This is a genomic window from Brevibacillus sp. FW306-2-1A-C05A, from assembly GCF_058781555.1.
This window is the reverse complement of record NZ_JBYSWV010000022.1, coordinates 12,047-32,788: the sequence shown is the minus strand read 5'-3', so window position 1 is coordinate 32,788 and position 20,742 is coordinate 12,047. Positions and strand designations below refer to the sequence as shown.

General features: G+C 56.9%; 16 protein-coding genes. 10 read left to right on the top strand and 6 right to left on the bottom strand.

All coding sequences use genetic code 11. The annotated features are described in order from the left end of the window. The first annotated feature begins 102 nt into the window (after positions 1-102). From AC3WJN_RS14565 to AC3WJN_RS14550, 4 genes are read left to right on the top strand one after another with little or no spacing between them, the layout of a single operon-like run. Positions 103-1,473, top strand: coding sequence for a sugar phosphate nucleotidyltransferase (locus AC3WJN_RS14565; protein ID WP_005833764.1), 1,371 nt, complete (start codon positions 103-105; stop codon positions 1,471-1,473). Beyond that, complete coding sequence (rfbG, locus tag AC3WJN_RS14560) at positions 1,470-2,573, top strand: CDP-glucose 4,6-dehydratase (RefSeq protein ID WP_197186398.1); 1,104 nt, start codon at positions 1,470-1,472, stop codon at positions 2,571-2,573. Before AC3WJN_RS14565 ends, rfbG begins: the two co-directional genes overlap by 4 nt. Next, positions 2,570-3,337, top strand: a complete 768-nt coding sequence (gene rfbF / locus AC3WJN_RS14555) for a glucose-1-phosphate cytidylyltransferase (RefSeq protein WP_290426454.1) — start codon at positions 2,570-2,572, stop codon at positions 3,335-3,337. The genes rfbG and rfbF overlap by 4 nt, the downstream gene beginning before the upstream one ends. A 31-nt stretch (positions 3,338-3,368) precedes the next feature. Further along, a complete protein-coding gene (locus AC3WJN_RS14550) occupies positions 3,369-4,265 on the top strand; it encodes an NAD-dependent epimerase/dehydratase family protein (RefSeq protein ID WP_290426455.1) in 897 nt (298 codons plus the stop codon). Positions 4,266-4,342: 77 nt separating this feature from the next. Here the strand turns inward: AC3WJN_RS14550 and AC3WJN_RS14545 are convergent, their stop codons facing one another. The 5 genes from AC3WJN_RS14545 to AC3WJN_RS14525 are packed head-to-tail and all read right to left on the bottom strand — an operon-like array spanning position 4,343 to position 10,110. Beyond that, complete coding sequence (locus AC3WJN_RS14545) at positions 4,343-5,770, bottom strand: FkbM family methyltransferase (protein ID WP_290426456.1); 1,428 nt, start codon at positions 5,768-5,770, stop codon at positions 4,343-4,345. Between the two features lie 24 nt (positions 5,771-5,794). After that, positions 5,795-6,901: a glycosyltransferase family 4 protein gene (locus AC3WJN_RS14540; protein ID WP_221843294.1), complete on the bottom strand. Its 1,107-nt coding sequence runs from the start codon at positions 6,899-6,901 to the stop codon at positions 5,795-5,797. Beyond that, entirely contained in the window at positions 6,898-7,854 is a 957-nt protein-coding gene (locus tag AC3WJN_RS14535; protein ID WP_290426457.1) for a GDP-L-fucose synthase family protein, read from the bottom strand. Before AC3WJN_RS14535 ends, AC3WJN_RS14540 begins: the two co-directional genes overlap by 4 nt. A gap of 31 nt (positions 7,855-7,885) precedes the next feature. Beyond that, entirely contained in the window at positions 7,886-9,127 is a 1,242-nt protein-coding gene (locus AC3WJN_RS14530) for a glycosyltransferase family 2 protein (RefSeq protein ID WP_197186400.1), read from the bottom strand. After that, entirely contained in the window at positions 9,127-10,110 is a 984-nt protein-coding gene (locus AC3WJN_RS14525; RefSeq protein ID WP_005833752.1) for a GDP-mannose 4,6-dehydratase, read from the bottom strand. The genes AC3WJN_RS14530 and AC3WJN_RS14525 overlap by 1 nt, the downstream gene beginning before the upstream one ends. A gap of 269 nt (positions 10,111-10,379) precedes the next feature. Between AC3WJN_RS14525 and AC3WJN_RS14520 the strand changes: the two genes are divergently transcribed. Further along, a complete protein-coding gene (locus AC3WJN_RS14520; protein WP_197186401.1) occupies positions 10,380-11,087 on the top strand; it encodes a hypothetical protein in 708 nt (235 codons plus the stop codon). Here the strand turns inward: AC3WJN_RS14520 and AC3WJN_RS14515 are convergent. Continuing rightward, entirely contained in the window at positions 11,084-12,832 is a 1,749-nt protein-coding gene (locus tag AC3WJN_RS14515) for a phospho-sugar mutase (protein ID WP_026557780.1), read from the bottom strand. The two genes, AC3WJN_RS14520 and AC3WJN_RS14515, sit on opposite strands and share 4 nt — an antisense overlap. 294 nt (positions 12,833-13,126) lie before the next feature. Here AC3WJN_RS14515 and AC3WJN_RS14510 point away from each other — a divergent pair, with 294 nt between their 5' ends. The 5 genes from AC3WJN_RS14510 (at position 13,127) to pepV (ending at position 20,728) form a co-directional block, all read left to right on the top strand. Then, on the top strand, positions 13,127-14,095 hold the full coding sequence (locus AC3WJN_RS14510; protein ID WP_005833747.1) for a GDP-mannose 4,6-dehydratase: 969 nt from the start codon (positions 13,127-13,129) through the stop codon (positions 14,093-14,095). Positions 14,096-14,377: 282 nt separating this feature from the next. Beyond that, positions 14,378-15,403 carry an asparaginase gene (locus tag AC3WJN_RS14505; protein ID WP_492329295.1) on the top strand — a complete coding sequence of 342 codons (1,026 nt, stop codon included), beginning with the start codon at positions 14,378-14,380 and terminating at the stop codon, positions 15,401-15,403. A gap of 68 nt (positions 15,404-15,471) precedes the next feature. Further along, positions 15,472-17,145 carry a peptide ABC transporter substrate-binding protein gene (locus AC3WJN_RS14500; protein WP_492329294.1) on the top strand — a complete coding sequence of 558 codons (1,674 nt, stop codon included), beginning with the start codon at positions 15,472-15,474 and terminating at the stop codon, positions 17,143-17,145. A 74-nt stretch (positions 17,146-17,219) separates the two neighbouring features. Continuing rightward, on the top strand, positions 17,220-19,295 hold the full coding sequence (locus AC3WJN_RS14495; protein WP_492329293.1) for a sigma-54 interaction domain-containing protein: 2,076 nt from the start codon (positions 17,220-17,222) through the stop codon (positions 19,293-19,295). Beyond that, positions 19,292-20,728 (top strand): dipeptidase PepV, encoded by a 1,437-nt coding sequence (gene pepV / locus AC3WJN_RS14490; protein WP_026557783.1) that lies wholly within the window; start codon positions 19,292-19,294, stop codon positions 20,726-20,728. The genes AC3WJN_RS14495 and pepV overlap by 4 nt, the downstream gene beginning before the upstream one ends. The last annotated feature ends 14 nt before the right edge of the window (positions 20,729-20,742 follow it).

Here is a 20,742-nt window from a genome sequence, read left to right as displayed (position 1 = left end):
AAAGCGGGAGAACAGACCATTTTCACTCGCAAAACGGTCACCCTCTACCATCGTTTCATATGATGATTCATGCATGAAGTTTAACGGACAGAGGTGGCCTGGATGAAACTGGTGTTGCTATCGGGCGGTTCGGGCAAAAGACTGTGGCCGCTCTCCAACGATGTTCGCTCCAAACAGTTTTTGAAGCTGATTCGCAACGGGGAAAGCGAGCCGGAGTCCATGGTTCAGCGGGTGTGGAGGCAACTAGCTTCCAATCAATGTCTGGATATGGCCTATATTTCGACGAGTCAATCGCAGGTGGATCTCATATACAACCAACTGGGGCCGAATGTGCCGCTGATTTTGGAGCCGCAAAAAAGGGATACGTTTCCCACAATCGCGTTGATTGCCAGCTATTTGCACAGTGTCGAGCATTTGGGGCCAGACGAGGTTGTCACCGTCATGCCCGTAGATTCGTTTGTGGAGGACCATTTTTTTCAAAAGCTCAAAGGATTGGAGCGCGTCATCAAAGAGTCGGGAGCAGACCTCGCGCTGATGGGCGTCGCGCCGACGTATCCTTCAACCAAGTACGGCTATATCATTCCGGTCCAGACGAAAAAAGGTCCGCAAAGCTGCCTGCAGGTCGAGCGTTTTACCGAAAAGCCTTCTGTGGAGGCGGCAAACAAGCTGCTGGCGCAGGGCGCGCTGTGGAATTGCGGCGTTTTTGCGTTTCGCCTGGGCTATTTGCTGGGCGAATTGCAGAAGAAAAAGCTGCCTGTCGACTACGATGAGCTAGTCGCGCGCTATTTGGAGCTGCCGAAAATCAGCTTTGACTACGAGATTGTCGAGAAAGCCAAGCATGTCGTGGTCGTGCCCTACGAAGGCGACTGGAAGGACCTTGGGACCTGGAACACGCTGACAGAAGAGATGAGCGACAGCTCGGTTGGGCGTGTGCATCTGGAAGAGAGTGCCAACACGCACGTCATCAACGAATTGGACTTGCCGATTGTCACGATTGGCCTGTCGGATGTCGTTGTGGCCGCCAGCCCGGACGGGATTCTCGTCGCGGCAAAAGACAAAAGCCATATCGTCAAAGACATTGCCAACGACTGGTCGCGGCGGCCGATGTTCGAAGAGCGCAGGTGGGGCTGGTACCACGTCTTGCAGTTTCAGAAAATGAACGACAAGGTCGAGGTGTTGACCAAGCAGCTTCACCTGCACGCCGGAAAAAATTTGAGCTACCAATACCATCATTTTCGCAGCGAAGTCTGGATGATCGTGGAAGGCGAGGGCGATTTTGTCCTGAATGACCGTCTGCTCCGCGTCAAGCCAGGCGATGTGGTCGAAATCCCGGCAGGAGCCAAGCATGCGATCAAGGCGATAAGCGACCTGGATATTATCGAGGTGCAAATGGGCAGCAAGCTGGTCGAGGACGACATCGTTCGGCTGGGCATGAGCTGGCACGACATTATGGAAATGGTCAGTGAAGCATGATGCGACCAGACGCGACCTTTTGGCGAGGAAAAAAAGTGTTTCTGACGGGGCATACCGGCTTCAAAGGCTCGTGGATGTGCCTTTTGCTGCATGCGCTCGGCGCCCGGGTGACCGGCTACGCGCTGCCAGCGCCGACAGAGCCGGGTTTGTTTGCGCTGTGCCGCATCGACTCGTTGATTCATTCCGTGACAGGCGATATTCGCGCCAGCCAAAAGCTGACGGAAGAACTGCTCGCTGCAAGGCCCGACATCGTCATCCACATGGCTGCCCAGCCGCTGGTCGGGATGTCGTACGCCGAGCCTGTCGCTACGTATGAGACGAATGTGATGGGGACGGTGTACTTGCTGGAAGCGGTTCGTTCTGCGCGCGAGGCAGGGATTCCGGTCAGGGCGCTCGTCAATGTCACTACCGACAAATGTTACGAAAACAAAGAGTGGACGTGGGGGTATCGGGAGGTGGACACGCTGGGCGGGCACGATCCGTACTCCAACAGCAAGGCGTGCGCGGAATTTGTGACCGCCTGCTACCGGGCCTCCTTTTTTCAGGGGGGAACAGCGCAGGCTGATTTGCCGCCGATCGGCATTGCGACCGCACGCGCTGGCAATGTCATCGGCGGCGGCGACTTTACGCCTGGCCGCCTTGTTCCCGATCTGCTCCGCAGTCTGCTCGACGGCGAGCCGATGCAGCTTCGCCAACCGCAGGCGATCCGTCCCTGGCAGCATGTTTTGGAATCGCTGCACGGATATTTGCTGCTCGTGCAAAAGCTGTGCGAAGACAGCCAGCGCTACTCGGCGAGCTGGAACTTCGGGCCGGATGCGGACGATGCCAAAACCGTCGAGTGGCTGGCGGCGCGGCTGTGCGAAAAATGGGGGGCGCAGGCGACCTATCACATCCCCGACCGCGCCGCCTACCATGAGACGACGTCCTTGAAGCTGGACAGCTCCAGGGCGCGAGAGCTTTTGCACTGGCGGCCGCACTGGACAGTCGAGCAGGCGCTGGATCGCATCGTCGAATGGACAAGAGCCTACCAGCGCAAAGAAGACATGCGGCAGGTGTGCCTTGCGCACATCGAGCAATACAGAAAGGAGGGGGCTTCATGAAGGTCGTCATTTTGGCTGGCGGCTATGGCACGCGAATCGGCGAAGAATCGCAGCTTCGGCCGAAGCCCCTGATTGAAATCGGGGAAAAGCCGATCATTTGCCACATCATGTCCATCTACTCGAAGTACGGGTACAACGACTTCGTCATTTGCCTCGGCTACAAAGGCTACATGATTAAAGAGTTTTTCGCCCATTATTTTTTGCACCAGTCGGATGTGACGTTTGATTTTCGCCAGGGCAACGAAGTCATTTTGCACAATCGCTGCCGCGACCCGTGGAGGGTGACCTTGATCGATACGGGCAAAGATACGATGACGGGCGGCCGGATCAGGCGGATTCAGCCGTTCATCGGCGACGAGCCGTTTATGCTCACGTACGGCGATGGAGTAGGCAACATTGATATCGCCGCGCTCGTCGCCTATCACCAGTCGCACGGCAAGCTGGCGACGATTACCGCTGTGCAGCCTCCGGGCAGATTTGGCGCGCTCGACCTTGCTGCCAGCGGACAGGTCAAAGGTTTCCAGGAAAAGCCGAGTGGCGACGTGGGCTGGATCAATGCCGGATTTTTCGTGTTGCAGCCGGAGGTCTTTTCCTATCTGGCTGACGACGCGACGGTTTTTGAGCAGGGGCCGCTGGAGCAACTGGCGCAGGACGGGAAGCTCGCTGCCTATCGGCACACGGGCTTTTGGCATCCGATGGACACGCTGCGCGACAAAAACTACTTGGAGTCTTTATGGAAAAGCGGAAAAGCGGAGTGGAAGTAGCGCGGCCAGACGAGGCAAAAGGGGGCCGATTATGAAAGTATTGCTCACCGGAGCGACGGGCTTTTTGGGCAGCCATCTGGCGCGAGCGCTGCTGCGGGAGGGCCATCAGGTGACGATCTTGAAGCGGAGCACCTCGGATTGCTCTCGGCTGGAAGATATCGCCAGTGAGCTTGCCGCCTGCGATGCGGATGCGGCAGACCTGCTTTCTGTTTTTTCCCGGCACGGCCCTTTTGACGCCGTCATTCATGCCGCAACCGCTTACGGACGCCGGGACGAGTCGGACGCGGCGCTGGTGGAAGCCAATGTGCTGTTCCCTCTGCGCCTGCTCCACGCATGCTGCGAGCAAGGAACCGGGTTGTTTGTGAATACCGATACGTTTTCCCGCGCTTCCCCGGCTGCGGGCGCGACGCATTTGGCGGGCTATCATCTGACGAAAAAGCAGTTTGCCGAATGGGGAGCGCTCACCGCCAAACAGCACGGACTGACGTTTGCCAATATGCGGCTGGAACATGTGTACGGGCCAGGCGACCAGCCCGATAAATTCATCCCGTTCATCATCCGCCAATGCATGCGGGACGGGGCCAGGATCGCCCTTACTTCCGGCGAGCAGAAGCGAGATTTTGTGTATGTGGCTGACGTAGTGGAGGCGTATTTGCTCGTGCTGCGGCAAAAAGACTCGCTGCCAGCAAGGTACATGGACTATCAGGTGGGAACGGGCAGCGCGACCACGGTTCGCGAGCTGGTGGAAAAAATCCATTCGCTGACCCGCTCGACGGCGCAACTGCAATTCGGAGCACTGGCGCAGCGGCCGGGGGAGCTTATGTGCTCACAGGCCGACACACGCGCGCTTCAGGCGCTTGGCTGGCAAGGAAGAGTGTCGATGGAGGAAGGCTTGGCGCTGACCTTGCAACAAACAGCGAAAAATTGAAAACAACCCGGCTGCGCCCTTTCGTTTCGTGGGAGGCAGCCGGGTGTTTTTTCGTCGGGGTTTTCTTTCGCTGCGGATCAAAGCAGGATTGTTTTGTTTGTGCAAAACAGGTCGCCGTGAAACGGCTTGATGGCATCCAGCAGTTGGGTGTACGAGGTGATTTTCATCAGCCCGCCATCCCGTTTTATCAGGTACAGATGCGAGTAGAGGGCGAACAAGCAGAGGAACAGCTCATTCGGGTCCTTGCCGAAATACCCGCGCAAGTTGTCAGGATTGAACTCGATGACCAGATCGGGGTCAAACGTTCTGAATGTCTCCATGCCCCCCTGCAATACTTGGATTTCGGAGCCTTCCACATCGAGCTTAATCAGGTCGATTCGCGACAGGCTGCGGGCGGCGACCCAGTCGTCCAGGCGCGTGCACGAGATCGTGTTCGTAGCGGCAGAGGTCGCTTCGCTGGCGATAAACGACCAGCCTCCCCCGCGATCCACCTCGCAAAACTCGATGATGCCGTTTCTGTCAAATACGCCGAGCGGAACAGGCTCTACGTTGCTTGCGCCATTGTCGTGCAACGTTTGCTTCATAAAGGCGAGGTTGACGGCAGAAGGCTCGAACGCGTACACCTTGCCGCGCGGCGCCAGATGGCTGAGCGCGAGCGAGATTGTGCCGAGATTGGCGCCGATGTCCAGGCACGTGTAATCGGGCTGGACGACGCGCTTCAGGACGTTGAGTACGTATTCTTCGTATAGGCCGCCCGCCATTTCGATGTAGTACAAAACGCTTTGGTCGGACGAACTGCCGTGAACGAGAAACGATTTGTCGTCAAAAGGCAAGCGGAAGGTGACCGTTTTTTGCGCATTTTGCGGGATCGGCGTGTAGATGCGGATAATGTCGTCCTTGACCTCGAAGTGCAAATCAGGGCGCAGGTCGGCAACGTATTGCTTCAGTTCGGCGATGGTCGGGTAGTCTTTCAAGAGCGGGTTCGAGCCGATGAAGCAGCGGGCGTCGTCGATGAGAATGACGTGATTGCGAACGGGATGGGACAGGATGGCCGCCAGCTCCTCCAAAATCGGCGTATCCAGATTGCCTTTGGCGGATTCGGTCGACAGCGGGATGTAATGTCCGTCCAGCCAGAACAGGCAAGGCTCCGTGATGGAAGCGAGCAGCTCGGGCAGCACCTTGCTGCTGTCTCCGTGCAGGATGGATACGTGCTCGTCGGCGGCAAAATGGGTTTTGGCGGCGAGGTACAGGGCGGGGTCCAGCTCAATGGAATAAATGCGCGAGAACGCCGCCTTTTGCGCAGCTACCATGTAACCGCGGCATGTGCCTGTCTCAATGAAGGTGCGAATCTGATGGCGTTTTCCGTAGTCGGTGACGGCTGCGGTTTTGACCTCGTACTGCGGGGATTCCAGCAGCCAGAAATCCCACGTCTCCTGAGCGGTGAGGGGAAACGGAATGCGCAACTCCTGTTGCCACACCCGCCGGATTTCGTCCATACGTGACATGAGCATGCTCCTTTCGTGATTGCGTTATTTTCCTGCCACCTGGTGCAAGACAGCGAGTGTCTGCTGCGCGCATTTGGACCAGGAAAACTTGCTCGCTTGCTGCAATCCTTTGGCGATGAGCCCAGAGCGCACTTCCTCGTTTTGCACTTCGACCATTTTTCTGGCGATGTCTTCGGGAGAAACCGGGTCGAATGTCAAGGCGGCGTCTCCGACGATCTCGGGAATGCTGCCGTTGTTCGAGCAGATGATCGGCAGCTCGGTCCGCATCGCCTCAACGAGCGGGATTCCGAAGCCTTCAAACAAGGACGGGAAGCAGAGGAAGTTCGCGTTGCGGAACAAATACGGCATTTCCTCCTGCAAAATGTAATCCAGCCACGTAATCTGGTCGGACAGTTGATGCTGGTTGATCGTCGCCATGACCTGCCCGTGCGCTTCCTGCGGCGCTCCGGTGAACACCATGTGGATTTTGAGCTTGTGCTCGTCGCGCAAATAGGCGAGTGCCTGCAGCAGCGAGACGTGGTTTTTGTGCCACCACGTGTTGGCCGGATAAAAGCCGTAATGCGCAGGCAGCTTGTATTTATGCCGGACAAGCTGATTTTTCGTCTCGTGGAACGGCAGGGTGAACTCATGCGCAGAGTCGAGATGGATGGCGTGCACGCGATTCGCCGGAACCCCGAATTTGGCGACGATGCTCTCCCGCGAGTATTCCGACAGAGTCAGCACCGCATTGGCTTTCAGCGCGGACGATTGGTAGGTCGACTTGCGCCACTGCAAGGAGTTGTCGTCGAAAAACTGCGGGTAAAACTCGTGCTGGATGTCGGGAATGTTAATGACGCTCGGAATGGAGACGTCAAACGGGTTCAACACCAAGAGCGGGCAAAACCACAGATCGAGGCGAAGGCCGCGAATCCAACTGTGGAACTGCTTGTGCGCATCAATGTGGTCGTGCATCATCACCTTCTGGATTTTCGGATGGTTGGGAAAGGTGTGGTAGTTGGTCTTGGTCAAAAACAAGAACCACTGGTTTTGATCGCCGCTTTGGATGGAGTAGGCCAGCAGGTTGCGCACGTACTGCTCCATGCCGCCGATTTTTCCGGGAATGCAGGCAAGCAGGTTCACTCCGATTTTCACAGTGTCTTCACCTCTTCGTCGCGCCTGTGCCGGCGGTACCAGTCGATCGTCTGCTGCAAGCCCGAGAGCAGCGGAGTGGAGGCGGTAAAACCGAACGCGGCTGTCGCTTTATCTGTCGCGAGCTTTCGCCGCGGCTGTCCGTCGGGCTTGCTTGCATCCCACACAATCCGGCCTTCGTACCCGCACAGCTTTTGAATCGTTTCGGCCAGCTCGCGAATCGTCATTTCCTCGCCAGAGCCGATGTTGACCGGATCAGAGGAGTCGTAGTGCTGTGTGGCGAGCACGATCGCGCGTGCGGCATCCTCTACATAAATAAACTCGCGGGTGACGTTGCCCGTGCCCCAGAGCACGATCTCGTCTCTGTTCTGTTCCTTGGCTTCCAGACATTTGCGGATGATGGCCGGAATGACGTGCGATGATTCCAGATCGAAGTTGTCGTGGGGACCGTACAGGTTTACGGGCAGCAAGTAAATGGAGTTGAAGCCGTACTGCTCGCGATACGCCTGCGATTGCACCAGCATCATTTTTTTCGCCAGGCCGTACGGGGCATTCGTCTCCTCCGGGTAGCCGCTCCACAAGTCTTCCTCCCGAAAAGGGACGGCCGCAAACTTCGGGTAGGAGCAGATCGTCCCGATGGCGACAAACTTTTTCACGCCAAACAGCCTCGCTTGCTCCATGAGCTGGGTGCCCATCATCAGGTTGTCGTAAAAAAATTTGCCGGGGTTTTTTTGATTGGCGCCAATCCCTCCTACGACAGCAGCGAGATGGATGATGATGTCCGGGGCAAAAGTTTGCAACATGTGGACGATGTCGTCTTCTTTGCGCAAATCAAATTCGCGGCTTCTCGGCACGAACACATGCTGACAGTGCCGGGCTTGCAACTGGCTTAGCACATGCTTTCCGAGAAAGCCTGCTCCGCCGGTAACGACGATTCGTTTGTCCGACAGATTCATGAAAGCAACACCTTCCTTTTCGCGGATGTGGTCACAACGAAGGGACTGGATTCCTGTTTTTCAACAGCCAGCCAGCGACATCCCGGGGATTTTTTTTGTACTGCAAATAAAACTGGTACTCCTGCGCGGAGAGCGGCACTACGTTTTGCACCTGAAAGCTGACGGTACCGATGCTCGCCGCCATTTCGCTTTCAGGGAGCGCTTGCTGGCGGCTGCACACAAGCTCGACGACCGAGTTTGGCTCCTTGACGGGAAACGGGATGCTCGTTTCGAATGGCCCGGCCGGAATGACGTGATGGGCAACGGGCGTCTGGTTGACCATGACGTGCACATGAACGGGTTGGTTGAACAACAGGTTTACGCCTTTGATGACCAGCGCGTGCATCGGCTCGGCCGGATCGACGTGCAGGTGCAGCCGGTAGCGCGGCGGAACCCAGTAAGAAGAATGGCGGTTGCTGTCCACGAGAATCGGCGTGTCGCCGAAAACCCGGTGGCTTTTGAACAGGTCGAGGTACCAGAACACGCCCTTGTCAGGGTAGTGGGTGAGAAAATGGTACAGCCAATGGTTGGCGACTGTGCCGAAGTGGCGGACGCTGGCCAGCAAAATTTCCGGCAGGCCCAGATCGACCTCCAACGCGATAGATTTACAGGCTGGATGCAGGCGGGAGGCAGCGAGAAAGTCCTGGATGTGGCCGACCGCGTACGACTTGGAAATGCGCATCCATAAATCGTAATCCATGCAATAGTGCAAATTTTCGTCCACGCCTCCGACCGCCTGGAACACCTCTTTGCGGACAAAGGCAGACGGCTGGCAGATGATGCAAAACAGAAACAGCGCCTGCCGGGAAAACGGCTTCGTCGGGTAGACACTGGTGATCTTGTCCTCGGCATTGATGTGCAGGGCGTTGCCGTAAACCATGGCCCAGTGCGGATGGGCTGTCAGGGCGTTGATCGCTTTTGCGACGGCGCCAGGCATGTATTTGTCGTCGGAGTTCAACCAGCCGATGATCTGACCGTTCGCCATCGCCAAGCCTTTGTTGATCGCGTGCGACTGACCGCGATCCGGCTCGGAAATGTAGCGGAGGCGGTCCCCCAGATGCGCGTACTCCCGCAAAATTTCCAGCGTGCCGTCGGTAGAGCCGCCGTCGACGACGATGTGCTCGATGTTCGGATAGTCCTGGCTCAAAACGCTTTCGATGGTCTTGCGGATAAAAGCGGACTGGTTGAACGAAGGGGTAATGACACTGACCAGCGGCAGGTCCGGATGTCCCATCAGCCTTCCCCCTTTTTTCGCGCTTGGGCTTGCAGCGTGTCCCGCCAGTATTGCAGCAGGTCGCGCATCGTCTGGCGGAAGGGGATTTCCGGCTTCCAGCCCGTCTGCTCGCAAAAAGCGGTGGCGTCGCCGAGCAAGACCTCCACGTCAGAAGGCCGCAGCCGTTTTGGATCGACCAAAATTTGGACGGGAGCAGAGGTAAAGGAAAGCAGCGTATCCAGCACTTCTTGGATGGTGCGCGTGCTTCCCGAAGAGATGTTGTAGACACTTCCGGGCACGCCCCGTTCCAGTGCGAGCCAGTACGCTTTGACGACATCGCGCACGTCGGTAAAGTCGCGCCTCGCTTGCAAATTGCCTACGTACACGTGCGGGGGCTGCAAGCCGAGCTCGATCTGGGCAATTTGTTTGGCGAAGTTCGAGGTGGCAAACCGCTCTCCTCGTCGCGGACCCGTATGGTTGAAGGTGCGGGTGCGAACGATGGACATCCCGTAGCTTTGATAATATTGGTAGCCGAGAAAGTCCTGCGCGATCTTGCTGACGGCGTACGGACTTTGCGGGCGCAACGGGTTCGTTTCTTGCACGGGCAATTCTTCCGGATAGACAAGGCCGTATTCCTCGCTGGAGCATGCCACCTGGATTTTGCACGGGATATCCGCCGCTCTGACCGCTTCAAAAATGTGCAGTTGGCTGACGATGTTGTTCATTAACGTTTCGGCAGGAGAGCTCCAGGAGGCGGGGACGAAGCTTTGGGCAGCGAGGTGGTAAATATGCTCCGGCTTGATCTGGGCAATCGTCTGTTCGACAGCTTCGCGGTCTTGCAGCTCGCATTCCACGAGCCGGATGTGATCCACAATATGCGCGATATGGTCCATCCGGCTGCGTGCCCGGTAGGTTCCGTAGATTTCGACGTCGCCTCGCGCGAGCAGGTACTCTGCCAAATGGCTGCCGGCAAAACCGGTAATGCCTGTAATCAAAGCTTTCAAGAGGCGTCCCCCCTTGTTCGTGATGGTTTGGCGAAAACAGGCGAACCGCCTGAAAAGCGAGAAAGCAGATGCTTTATATATAGTAAAAACATGCACAGGCTGGCACGGCGAATGTCTTTTGCGGCTCGACAGTTTGCAGGGCGCATGAAAAAGGAAGGGCAGGTGCTGTACGCCTTTTTATGGAACAAGGGGAGCAAATGACTAAGCCTTTTGGCCGCATCCCAAATACGATGAAGAAAAGAGCGCCAAAAGGGAGGTGCACAACCGAGATGGACTCCATCAATCGCTATGAAAAGCGAATTTTCTCACAAAACGGCGAAGACGGCATCGTCGAGGAACTGTTTTCCAGAATCGGGACGACGAATCGGTTTTTTGTTGAATTTGGCGTCGAGACGGGCGAGGAATGCATGTCTCGCAATCTGGCCTGCGTGCACAACTGGTCCGGGATTCTGCTGGAGGGGCACCCGCTCAAGCATCTGTACTTGCAGCAAAATTACGCCGTCTATCCCCAGGTAGCTACTCATCAGGCGTTCATCACGATGGAAAACATCGCGGCCCTGTTTGCCCGCTTGCAGGTTCCGCCAGAATTTGATTTGCTGACGATTGATCTGGACGGGATTGATTACTGGGTGTGGAAAGCGCTGCACGCCTACAAGCCGCGAGTGGTAATTATCGAATACAACGCGTCTTTTCCTCCGCCGCAAAAACGGGTGGTCGCCTACGATCCGGCGTTTTCGTGGAAAGGGACCACCTATTTTGGCGCGAGCCTGACTTCTTTGGCCGAATTGGGGAAAAAGCTCGGCTATGCGCTCATCGGGACGGACTCGCGCGGGGTGAACGCCTTTTTTGTTCGCCGTGATTTGCTTGCGCGATCCGGCTTTGCCGAGCTTACTCCGGAAGCAGCCTACCATCCGCCAAGCTACGGCGCTGCGGGAGGGGGCCATCCGCACGGAACTGGCCCCTGGCTGGAAATCTAGGCGGGCAAAAGCTGCTCGAGATAGGCAAGAACCGCTTTTTTGATGTCCGCCAGCGATTGCAGCGCAGCTTTCTCTGATGTGTCTTTCACGCCAAAATAAAGCTTGATTTTCGGCTCCGTGCCAGAGGGGCGGATGCAAAACCAGCCGTGCTCGCCCAGGGTGTACTTCAAGCCATCGCTTGCGGGCAAGGGCAAAGGCTCCGATTCGTTCGTCGCCGACAGCCAGCGCTTGCCGTGCAAATAGTCGTCAATCGAGCTGACGCGATGTCCTGCGACAGAGGCCATCGGCTTGCTGCGCAGAGCGGCGAGGATGGCGGTCATCGTCTCCAATCCGTCTATGCCCGGATATGTGATGGAGACGAGGTCCTCCCGGAAGTAGCCGTACGTTTCGTACAGCTCCTGCAAACGCCGATGCAGGCTGGAGCCTTGCGCGAGCTGACAGGCACACGCGTCCGCCAGCAAAAAGGCTGCCTGCACCGCGTCTTTGTCCCGGACAAATTCGCCGCGCAAGTAGCCGCAGCTTTCCTCCAGCCCAAACAAAAACGCATGCGCGCCGCTTTGCGCGAACTCGTGAATTTTTTCGCCGATGTATTTGAACCCGGTCAACGTATCTATTGTGGCGACTCCGTAGTCGGAGGCGATCGCCCGAACCATTTCCGAGGTGACGACGGTTTTCACGACGGCAGCCTGGGCCGGCAGCGTCCCCGCCTGCTTTTCTTGCGACAAAAGATAGTCGAGCAGCAAGACGCCTGTCTGATTTCCGTTCAGGATGAGATGCTGGTTCGGCCCTGTCCGGATCGCCACCCCCAGCCTGTCTCCATCGGGATCGGTGCAGATGATGAGGTCTGCGCCTTTTTTGCGTGCCTGCATCAGCGCCAGCCGGAAGCTTTCCGGCTCTTCCGGATTGGGCGTGGCGACCGTGGGAAACAGCGGATCAGGCTTAGCTTGCTCCGAGACGACTTTGACCTGCGTAAAGCCAAAGGCCTGCAAGCCTTGCGTGATCGGCGCGAGGGTCGTGCCGTGCAGGGGGGAAAAGACGATTCGCGGCTGGTGCGTGCGGAGGGCAAGCTCGGCGGCGGGGAGGCGCAACTGTTTTTGACAGGCCATGTAGGCGGCAAACACTTCGTCCCCGATCATCTGCAGCAGGCCGTTGTTGATGAGCGCACTCACTTCGCTCGTGCCGATTCGCAGTTCGTCTCCGGCCTCCTCGATTTTGGCAAAAATCCGCGCCGCTGCTTCCGGCGGGATTTGGCCCCCGTCCGCTCCGTAAATTTTGTAGCCGTTGTATTCGGGCGGATTGTGACTCGCCGTGATGACGACCCCTGCGCTCGCTCCCAGGTGGCGTACAGCAAACGAGAGCAGCGGCGTCGGGCACAGTTGCTCGAACAGGCAGGCTGTCAGGCCGTAATGGCCGAGCACTTTTGCCGTCTCCAGGGCGAATGTGTACGAATCGGCGCGCGAGTCGTAGGCAATCGCCACCTTTTGCGCGGCCGGGTCTGTCCCTTGTTCAAGCAGGTGCAGGGCAAGACCAGCGGTAGCTTTGCGGATCGTGTACACGTTGATCCGGTTGATTCCCGGACCCATGACGCCGCGCATGCCACCCGTTCCGAAGGCAATCGGCTTGTAAAAGCAGTCCTCCAGCTTTTTTTCGTCGCCTGCCAACTGTTCGAGCTGGCGGCGAAGCTCAGGTTCCAGGTCTGAATATTCGTTCCAGCGTGTATAATGTACCCGCCAATCTGTTGTCATGGTTGTCTTCACTCCCACCGAAAAATGCTGGTCGTTGCTTTAAGATATTACCGGGCGGGGAGGGGAGTGAAGGCTTCTTGGCAAAATTGCTTTCGGCTGCGGCCGTCAGGGGCTTGCCCGAAGCTGGCTATGGGAAGAGGCGCAAAACATTTGCAAGCCGGTTTGCATATAAATAAAACAGTGCGAAAATTGCCGTGCTGGACAGCACAGGAGCCAGCAAGGCCGACGCCGTGCGCTTTTCGATGGCGGGAGGCAGTCGGCTCGCTGCTATGGCAACGAGGGGAGATGTGGCTGATGAAAACCGCTTTCCTTACAGGAGTCACCGGGCAGGATGGCGCGTATTTGGCAAAATTTTTGCTGGAGAAAGGCTATCGCGTGGTCGGACTGGTACCGCGCCGCAGCACCGTGGACCGCTGGCGGCTGGAGTATTTGGGCATCGCCGACGAGGTGGAGTACAAGGACGGCGACATTTTGGATCTGGCGTCCCTGACGAGGGCGCTCAAGACGACGAAGCCTGACGAAGTGTACCACTTGGCGGCGCAAAGCTTTGTCGGCTCCTCGTGGGAGCAGCCGATTTTGACGGCGCAGTCGACCGGGATGGGGGTTTTGCACGTCCTGGAGGCGATCCGCGAGACGAATCCGGCAATCAAAATGTACCAGGCCTCCTCCAGCGAGCTGTACGGGCTGATCCAGGAGCCGCAACAATCGGAGCAAACGCCTTTTTATCCGCGCAGTCCGTACGCCGTATCCAAGCTGTTCGGGTACTGGATGACGAAAAACTATCGCGAAAGCTTCCAAATGTACAGTTGCAACGGCATTTTGTTCAACCATGAGTCGCCTTTGCGCGGGCTTGAGTTCGTAACCCGAAAAGTGACGCACGCCGTCGCCCGCATCGTCGCGAACAAGCAAAAAGAGCTGCGGCTGGGCAACATCCAGGCGAAGCGCGACTGGGGCTTTGCAGGCGATTTCGTAGAGGCGATGTGGCTCATGCTGCAACAGGAGAAGCCGGACGACTACGTCATTGCGACCGGAAAAACATCGACGGTCGAGGACATGTGCAAAATCGCCTTTGACTACGTCGGGCTGAACTATCAGGATTATTTGGTGATTGATCCAGACCTGTACCGCCCGGCAGAAGTCGACGTCCTGTTGGGCAATCCGGAAAAAGCGAAGCGCAAGCTGGGCTGGGCACCGAAGACAAAGCTGGCCGAGCTGATTCACATGATGGTCGAGGCCGATCTGCAGCGAGTGGCAAAAGCGTAAAGTAGCGAACCAATAGCGACACCCTATTTCTGGCGAACCAAAAGAAAAGGGGTGTTTTTTTGTGGGAACGAAAATGAGTCAACCTATTACTGTAAATAAGCAACCTGTTAAGTCTGATAGGATAGCCAGTTTATGCCGCGAACTGGCTTCTTTTTATCTCGTTACAGCGATAAACTTGCAGAAAATTCGCCTTTGAGTGTAATTTTCAGACGTTGGCACGCATCTTGCTTTAGAGAAGAGGTACAAACATTCCAACTTTACTCGCCAAAAGGAGACTTTGTTATGAATGTAGTTGCCAACGTGTACCGGGGGGAACAGGTGGAAAGCTCTCACCTTGGTCACATTGCGGTTGTGGATTTTGCAGGCACATTGCTTTACTCATTCGGCGATCCACACCGAATGACATATGCCCGATCGAGCATGAAGCCGTTGCAGGCGATTCCGGTTGTGGAGACGGGGGCTGCGGACCGTTTTGGATTTGAGCCAGCCGATCTGTCGCTTTGCTGCGCCTCCCACAGCGGAGAGCCGCGCCACCGCACCCGTGCGCTGTCGATGCTGGCGCGCGCAGGCCAGCCGGAAGCGACCTTGCAGTGCGGGACACACGTCCCTCGCCACGAGGAGAGCTACAAGGAGCTGATCCGGGAGGGCAAGCCGCTCACGCCGGTATTTTCCAACTGCTCCGGGAAGCACTCGGGGATGATCGCGACTGCGACGCACATGGGCGAAGATGTCACGACGTACCATCTGCCAGAGCATCCGGTGCAGCAGCGGATTCTCGATGTAGTGGAAGACATCACCGGCTATCCGAAAGAGAAGATCAATCTGGGGGTGGACGGCTGCGGCGTCCCTGTTCATCAGTTGCCGCTCGCCCACTACGCCTGGGCTTTTGCCAAGCTGGCCAAGCCAGAGGTGATCGCCAATCCGGAGCGCCGCAAAGCGGTAGAAAGAATTACCGCAGCGATGACCGCCCATCCCGAAATGGTCGGGGGCGAAAACCGCTATTGCACCGATCTGATGACCGCTTTTGCCGGGCGCATCGTCGGCAAGGCAGGCGCCGAGTCCGTCTACTGCCTGGGCGATCGCCAAACAGGTCTTGGCATCGCGGTCAAAATCGAGGATGGCGGCCCGCGCGCGATCAATCCGGTCGTGAACGAGGTTCTCCGTCAGCTCGGAATCGGCACGGACGGCCCGCTTGAGGCGCTCGCGGAATATACGAATCCGCCGATCAAAAACATGAGCGGAAACGTCGTGGGCCGAATCGAAACGCCGTTTTTGCTGACCAAAGCTAGCGTGGTCTTAGGGGTATAAGCGGCAGCTTCCTGATCGTTGCCGTTTATCTATAAAGATTTTGCAAAAGAAGAAGGGGGTCACACCAAATGAAGTTGCAAAAAGGATGGAAGCTGCTCAGCACGGCGGCTCTTGTCGCGGTTCTGGCCGTGACAGGTTGTAGCCAGTCGGCAGCTCCGGCTAAGACGGGAGAAGGAACTGCTCCTGCCGCCCAGCCAACAGGCGATGCGGGTGGACAAGCTGACGCGACAGCGCGGCTGAAGCTCAATCTGAAGACAGAACCACCATCCCTCGATCCGCCAAAAGGCTTCGACGGCACCTCCAATGAAGTGCTGAACGCGACGATGGAAGGTCTGGCACGTCTGGACAAAGACCACAAGCCACAGCCTGCCATGGCGGAAAAATGGTCCGTGAGCGAAGACGGGAAGACGTACACGTTTACGCTGCGCGACAGCAAATGGTCCAATGGCGATCCGGTTACTGCGCAAGACTTCGAGTTCGCCTTCAAGCGCATCGTCGACCCGAACAACGCGTTCCCGTCTGCCTTCCTCGCGTATTACATCGAGGGCGCGGAAGAGTACAACAAAGGAACCGGAACCGCAGACGGCGTGAAAGTAAAAGCGGTGGACGAAAAGACGCTGGAAGTGCATCTGAAAGCGCCGGCAGGCTTCTTCCTGCACATCCTCACGCAGCCGACCTTCTTCCCGGTGAACAAAAAAGTGGTGGAAAGCAATCCGAAATGGGCTGAGAACGCTTCGAGCATCGTGACCAACGGCCCGTTCAAAATGGAAGACTGGGTGCATGACCAGTCCGTCAAGCTGGTGAAAAACGACGGCTACTGGGATCGCGACTCCGTCAAATACGCGGGGATCGACTGGGTAATGGTCAACGACGAGAACACGCAATACCAGATGTACTCGACAGGACAGTTGGACATGATCCAGACTGTGCCGAACGACCTGAAGAAAAAGCTGATCGACTCCGGCGAAGCGAAGGTAGAATCCGAGGCAGCCATCTACTACTACCGGATGAACACCGAAATGCCGCCGTTTAACAACGTCAACATCCGCAAAGCGTTCGCCCTGGCAATCGACCGCCAGACGCTGATCGACAACGTAGTCCAAGGCAAGCAGGCGCCAGCACTCGCGCACGTGCCATTCGGCTTCCCTGAGCCGGAAGGCGGAGACTTCCGCGAAAAAGGCGGAGATTTCATCAAGGACAACGACATTGAACAGGCAAAAGCCCTGTTGAAAAAAGGGATGGAAGAGGAAGGCTGGACAACTTTGCCGCCTGTAACCATGACCTACAACACGAGCGACGCGCACAAAGCTATCGCGCAAGTTTTGCAAGAAATGTACAAGAAAAACCTCGGCGTAGACGTGAAGCTGGAAAACAAAGAGTGGAAAGTTTTCCTCGATGAGCAGCGCGCTCGCAAGCTGCAATTCTCCCGTTCCACCATTTCGGCCGATTACGGCGATCCGGTCAACTACCTGGAGCTGTTCGTCACCGATCACCCTGGAAACCGCATCAACTACAGCAACAAAGAGTACGACGCCCTGGTAGAAAAAATCCGCAACACCGCAAACGAAACCGAGCGCTTCAAGCTGATGCACGACGCAGAAAAAATCTTCATGGAAGACATGCCGCTTGTGCCAATCTATTTCAGCACAAAAGTATTCATGGACCAGCCGAATGTGAAAGGCATCATTCGCCATCCAGTAGGGACACTTGACTACAAATGGGTAGAGATCGGAAAGAAATAGTAGAATAGACGAAAGACAGGAGCGCAAGGGAATCTTGTGCTCTTGTCTTCACACTACATCTTGGAGCGAGTGTCATGGCGAAAAAAACGATTACGTTTGTTGCGAAAATGGACGAGTTTCTGCAATCCGTCGTCAGTCAATGCCACGAATTGGGGATATCTGAAGACATCCATGTGGAAGCGATCCGCGTCGATCAGCTTCCGTTTCGACCGATTACACCGGGGGCTTTGGTGGTGGTGTCCACGAAAAGCATCGTGCCGCTGGTAGAACCGTACCTGCCTGGCGATTCCGGCATTCTCATCGCCAAGCGCATGCTGCCGTATCACAATTTGCGCGGCATGCTGGAAATTCCGAAGGGAGTCAAGGTGCTTCTGGTCAGCGATACGAAGGAAACCGCCGAGGAAAACGTGGATTTGCTGCGGGCGTCGGGCATGGATTTCGAGCTGTACCCGTATTACCCGGGGGCGGAATACCCGGCAGATATCGAAATCGCGGTCACGCCTGGCGAAGCGGAGCACGTCCCGCCGAACATCCGCAAAGTGGTCGACATCGGGTTCCGGATTATTGACCTGTCCACCTGGATGGCCATCTACTCGCATTTTGACAGTGGAAATTTTCAAAAGGTGACGGCGCGAGCCATGCAATCTTTGGTCTACATCACGAAAGAGCTGAACAACGAGATTCAGCACGCGCACCTTTTGAGCAAATACTTGGAAGCGATCGTCAACCGGATCGAGGATGCGATCATCGCTTTTGATGAAAAGGAACGGATTCGCTTCATCAATCAAAAAGCGATCGAGTCGCTGCACCTGGAAGGCAGGCAAGCGGTAGGAGAGCGCGCAGCCGACTGTCTTCCGTCTGACTTTTACGAGCTGATCCGGCAGTGTGAAGAAAACGAGGACGTGCTGGTAGATTGGGCGAACAAAACCTACTTTTTCCGCAAGATGCACATTGTCATGGAGGGCAGCTTTTTAGGGAGCCTGCTCTTGTTCCGCAAAGCGGCGGAAGTCGAAAAGCTGGAGCACGATTACCGCCTGCGCCTGTACAGCAAAGGGCTGGTTGCCAAATACCAGTTCGAGGATATTTACGGCGAGAGCCCCTCTGTGCAAAAGGTGATCCAGATCGCCAAAAAAATTGCCCGGAGCAATTCGACGGTGCTTTTGCTCGGCGAGACGGGAACCGGAAAGGAATTGCTCGCCCAGGCTATCCACAACGCCTCCCCGCGCAGGCGCGAACCGTTTGTCGGCGTCAACTTCGCGGCGATTTCCGAATCGCTTTTGGAAAGCGAGCTGTTCGGCTACGAGGAAGGAGCGTTTACGGGGGCGCGAAAAGGCGGCCATATCGGCTGGTTTGAGCTGGCCCACAAAGGAACGATTTTTCTCGATGAGATTGGCGATGCCAGCGGAGCGATTCAAAATCGGCTGCTGCGGGTGTTGCAGGAGCGCCAGATCATGCGCGTCGGAGGCAGCAAAGTCATTCCGACGGACATTCGCGTCGTCGCAGCCACCAACCAGGACTTGCAGAAAATGGTGGCGGAAGGCTCCTTCCGCGCGGATTTGTACTACCGGCTGAACATCTTGCCGATTCATTTGCCGCCGCTGCGCAAGCGCAGGGAGGACATCCCGTGGCTGGTGCAGCAGTTTGTGAAAAAATACTCGCTCGACTTGCGGCGCCCGCCGTTCACCCTGACGCGCGAAGCGATGAAGGCGCTGGTGGAGTACGATTGGCCCGGCAACATTCGCGAGCTGGAAAACGTCATCGAGTATTTGGCGCATGTCGTCGAGGAAGAAGCGTATGTGCATCATTTGCCGTTTTTAAGCGAAGTGCCGGAAGTGCCGCTGGCAACAGACGGGCTGGAGGAATGGTTCGAGCCGATACGCGCCGAGTACGCGCGGCGAGGCTTTTTGCAGGAGATCATCGCGATTTTGCAGGAGCTGGGAGCGGGCAGCGGCGGCCGTTACTCCTTGATGGAGCAGCTTGGCGAGCGCGGTGTGGCGCTTTCGTCGCAACAGCTTCGCTACCGCTTGAAGCTCATGCAGCAAGACGAGCTGATCCATGTAGGAAAAGGAAGGCAGGGAAGCCAGATTTCCGCCAAGGGCGAATCGTTTCTGGCCTTCCTGCAGCAGAGGAAAGCAGGTGGACAAAAATGAGCGAGTACTGGAAAGAGCAGGCGTTGTTACAAAAAGCAGCGTTTGTCGAAGACGTGAAGGCATTTCTTTCGATCAACAGCATTGAAGATATGACGACCGCAACCGCAGGCAAGCCGTTCGGGGAAGGGGTGGCGGCGGCGCTGGAGTCGCTGCTTGCGCGCGGGGCGCAGGACGGCTTTTGGACGAAAAATCTCGACGGCTACGCGGGCACGATTGAGCTTGGCGACGGCGAAGAGGAAGTCGGCGTGCTCGTCCATATCGACGTCGTCACCGTTGGCGAGGGCTGGACGACTCCGCCCTTTGAGCCGACCATTCGCGATGGCCGCCTGTACGCCAGAGGGGCGCTCGACGACAAAGGGCCGGCTCTGGCCGCCTACTATGCGCTTCGGCTGGTGCGCGATTCCGGGCTGGCGCTCACAAAACGGGTGCGGCTGATTATCGGGACAGACGAAGAGAGCGGCTGGCTGTGCATGAAGCACTTCATGGAGCACGACCGCGTGCCGCCGATCGGCTTTTCGCCGGATTCGTCCTTTCCGATGACCCATGCGGAAAAAGGCCAGATCAACCCGACCCTCACCATCGCTCCCACGCAAGGGAGTGCAGACGGGGAGGGGCGCTTGCGGCTCCTGTCGTTTGTTTCCGGCGATCAAGGAAACAGCGTGCCGGACAAGGCGGAGGCTGTCGTTTGCCTCGGGGCTGCGGCTGGAGAGCAGCTCGCTTTGGCGCAGCTTGCGTCGCAGTGGGAACAGTTTTTGCAGGAAAAAGCGACAAGCGGGCGGATGGAGCAGCTTGCGCCAGACAGGCTGAAGTTCACCGTGGCCGGAAAGCCCGCGCATGGCATGGCGCCAGAAGAAGGCGTCAACGCGGGAACGCTGCTCGCCTGTTTCTTGCGGGAGCGGTCGTTTGAAGGTTCTGCCTCTTCGTTTCTTTCGCTCTTGTCAGACATTATTCACGAAGACTATTACGGGCAACGTTTGCAGCTCGCTTGCGAGGACGACGTATCCGGCAAGCTGACCGTCAACGCAGGAATTTTGCGCTACAGCGAGACGGACGGGGGCAGCGTTCGCCTGAACATCCGCTATCCCGCGACTATCTCCTGTGAGGAGTACGTGGAAAAGCTGAAAAAACGGGTAGCGGAGCTGGGCTGGACGATTGATAGTCTGCGCACCTCGAAGTCGCACTACGTGCCGAAAGACCACCCTGTCATTCAAACCTTGTCCAAGGTGTACGAGGAGCATACAGGCCAGCCCGCTACGCTGCTGTCGTCCGGCGGTGCGACTTACGCGAAAATCATGCCGTATGGCGTAGCTTTCGGACCGTTGTTTCCAGGCAAGGAATCGACTGCGCACCTGATCGATGAATACGTCGAGATCGACGACCTGCTGCGGGCGATGGCGATATACGCCCAAGCCATTTACGAGCTGGCCAGATAAACGAGGAGGAACTC

Excerpts from the sequence above, each read along its gene's own strand:
- AC3WJN_RS14565 (WP_005833764.1), top strand. The coding sequence starts at position 103 with ATGAAACTGGTGTTGCTATCGGGCGGTTCGGGCAAAAGACTGTGGCCG.
- rfbG (WP_197186398.1), top strand. The coding sequence starts at position 1,470 with ATGATGCGACCAGACGCGACCTTTTGGCGAGGAAAAAAAGTGTTTCTG.
- rfbF (WP_290426454.1), top strand. The coding sequence starts at position 2,570 with ATGAAGGTCGTCATTTTGGCTGGCGGCTATGGCACGCGAATCGGCGAA.
- AC3WJN_RS14550 (WP_290426455.1), top strand. The coding sequence starts at position 3,369 with ATGAAAGTATTGCTCACCGGAGCGACGGGCTTTTTGGGCAGCCATCTG.
- AC3WJN_RS14545 (WP_290426456.1), bottom strand. The coding sequence starts at position 5,770 with ATGTCACGTATGGACGAAATCCGGCGGGTGTGGCAACAGGAGTTGCGC.
- AC3WJN_RS14535 (WP_290426457.1), bottom strand. The coding sequence starts at position 7,854 with ATGAATCTGTCGGACAAACGAATCGTCGTTACCGGCGGAGCAGGCTTT.
- AC3WJN_RS14530 (WP_197186400.1), bottom strand. The coding sequence starts at position 9,127 with ATGGGACATCCGGACCTGCCGCTGGTCAGTGTCATTACCCCTTCGTTC.
- AC3WJN_RS14520 (WP_197186401.1), top strand. The coding sequence starts at position 10,380 with ATGGACTCCATCAATCGCTATGAAAAGCGAATTTTCTCACAAAACGGC.
- AC3WJN_RS14515 (WP_026557780.1), bottom strand. The coding sequence starts at position 12,832 with ATGACAACAGATTGGCGGGTACATTATACACGCTGGAACGAATATTCA.
- AC3WJN_RS14510 (WP_005833747.1), top strand. The coding sequence starts at position 13,127 with ATGAAAACCGCTTTCCTTACAGGAGTCACCGGGCAGGATGGCGCGTAT.
- AC3WJN_RS14505 (WP_492329295.1), top strand. The coding sequence starts at position 14,378 with ATGAATGTAGTTGCCAACGTGTACCGGGGGGAACAGGTGGAAAGCTCT.
- AC3WJN_RS14500 (WP_492329294.1), top strand. The coding sequence starts at position 15,472 with ATGAAGTTGCAAAAAGGATGGAAGCTGCTCAGCACGGCGGCTCTTGTC.
- AC3WJN_RS14495 (WP_492329293.1), top strand. The coding sequence starts at position 17,220 with ATGGCGAAAAAAACGATTACGTTTGTTGCGAAAATGGACGAGTTTCTG.
- pepV (WP_026557783.1), top strand. The coding sequence starts at position 19,292 with ATGAGCGAGTACTGGAAAGAGCAGGCGTTGTTACAAAAAGCAGCGTTT.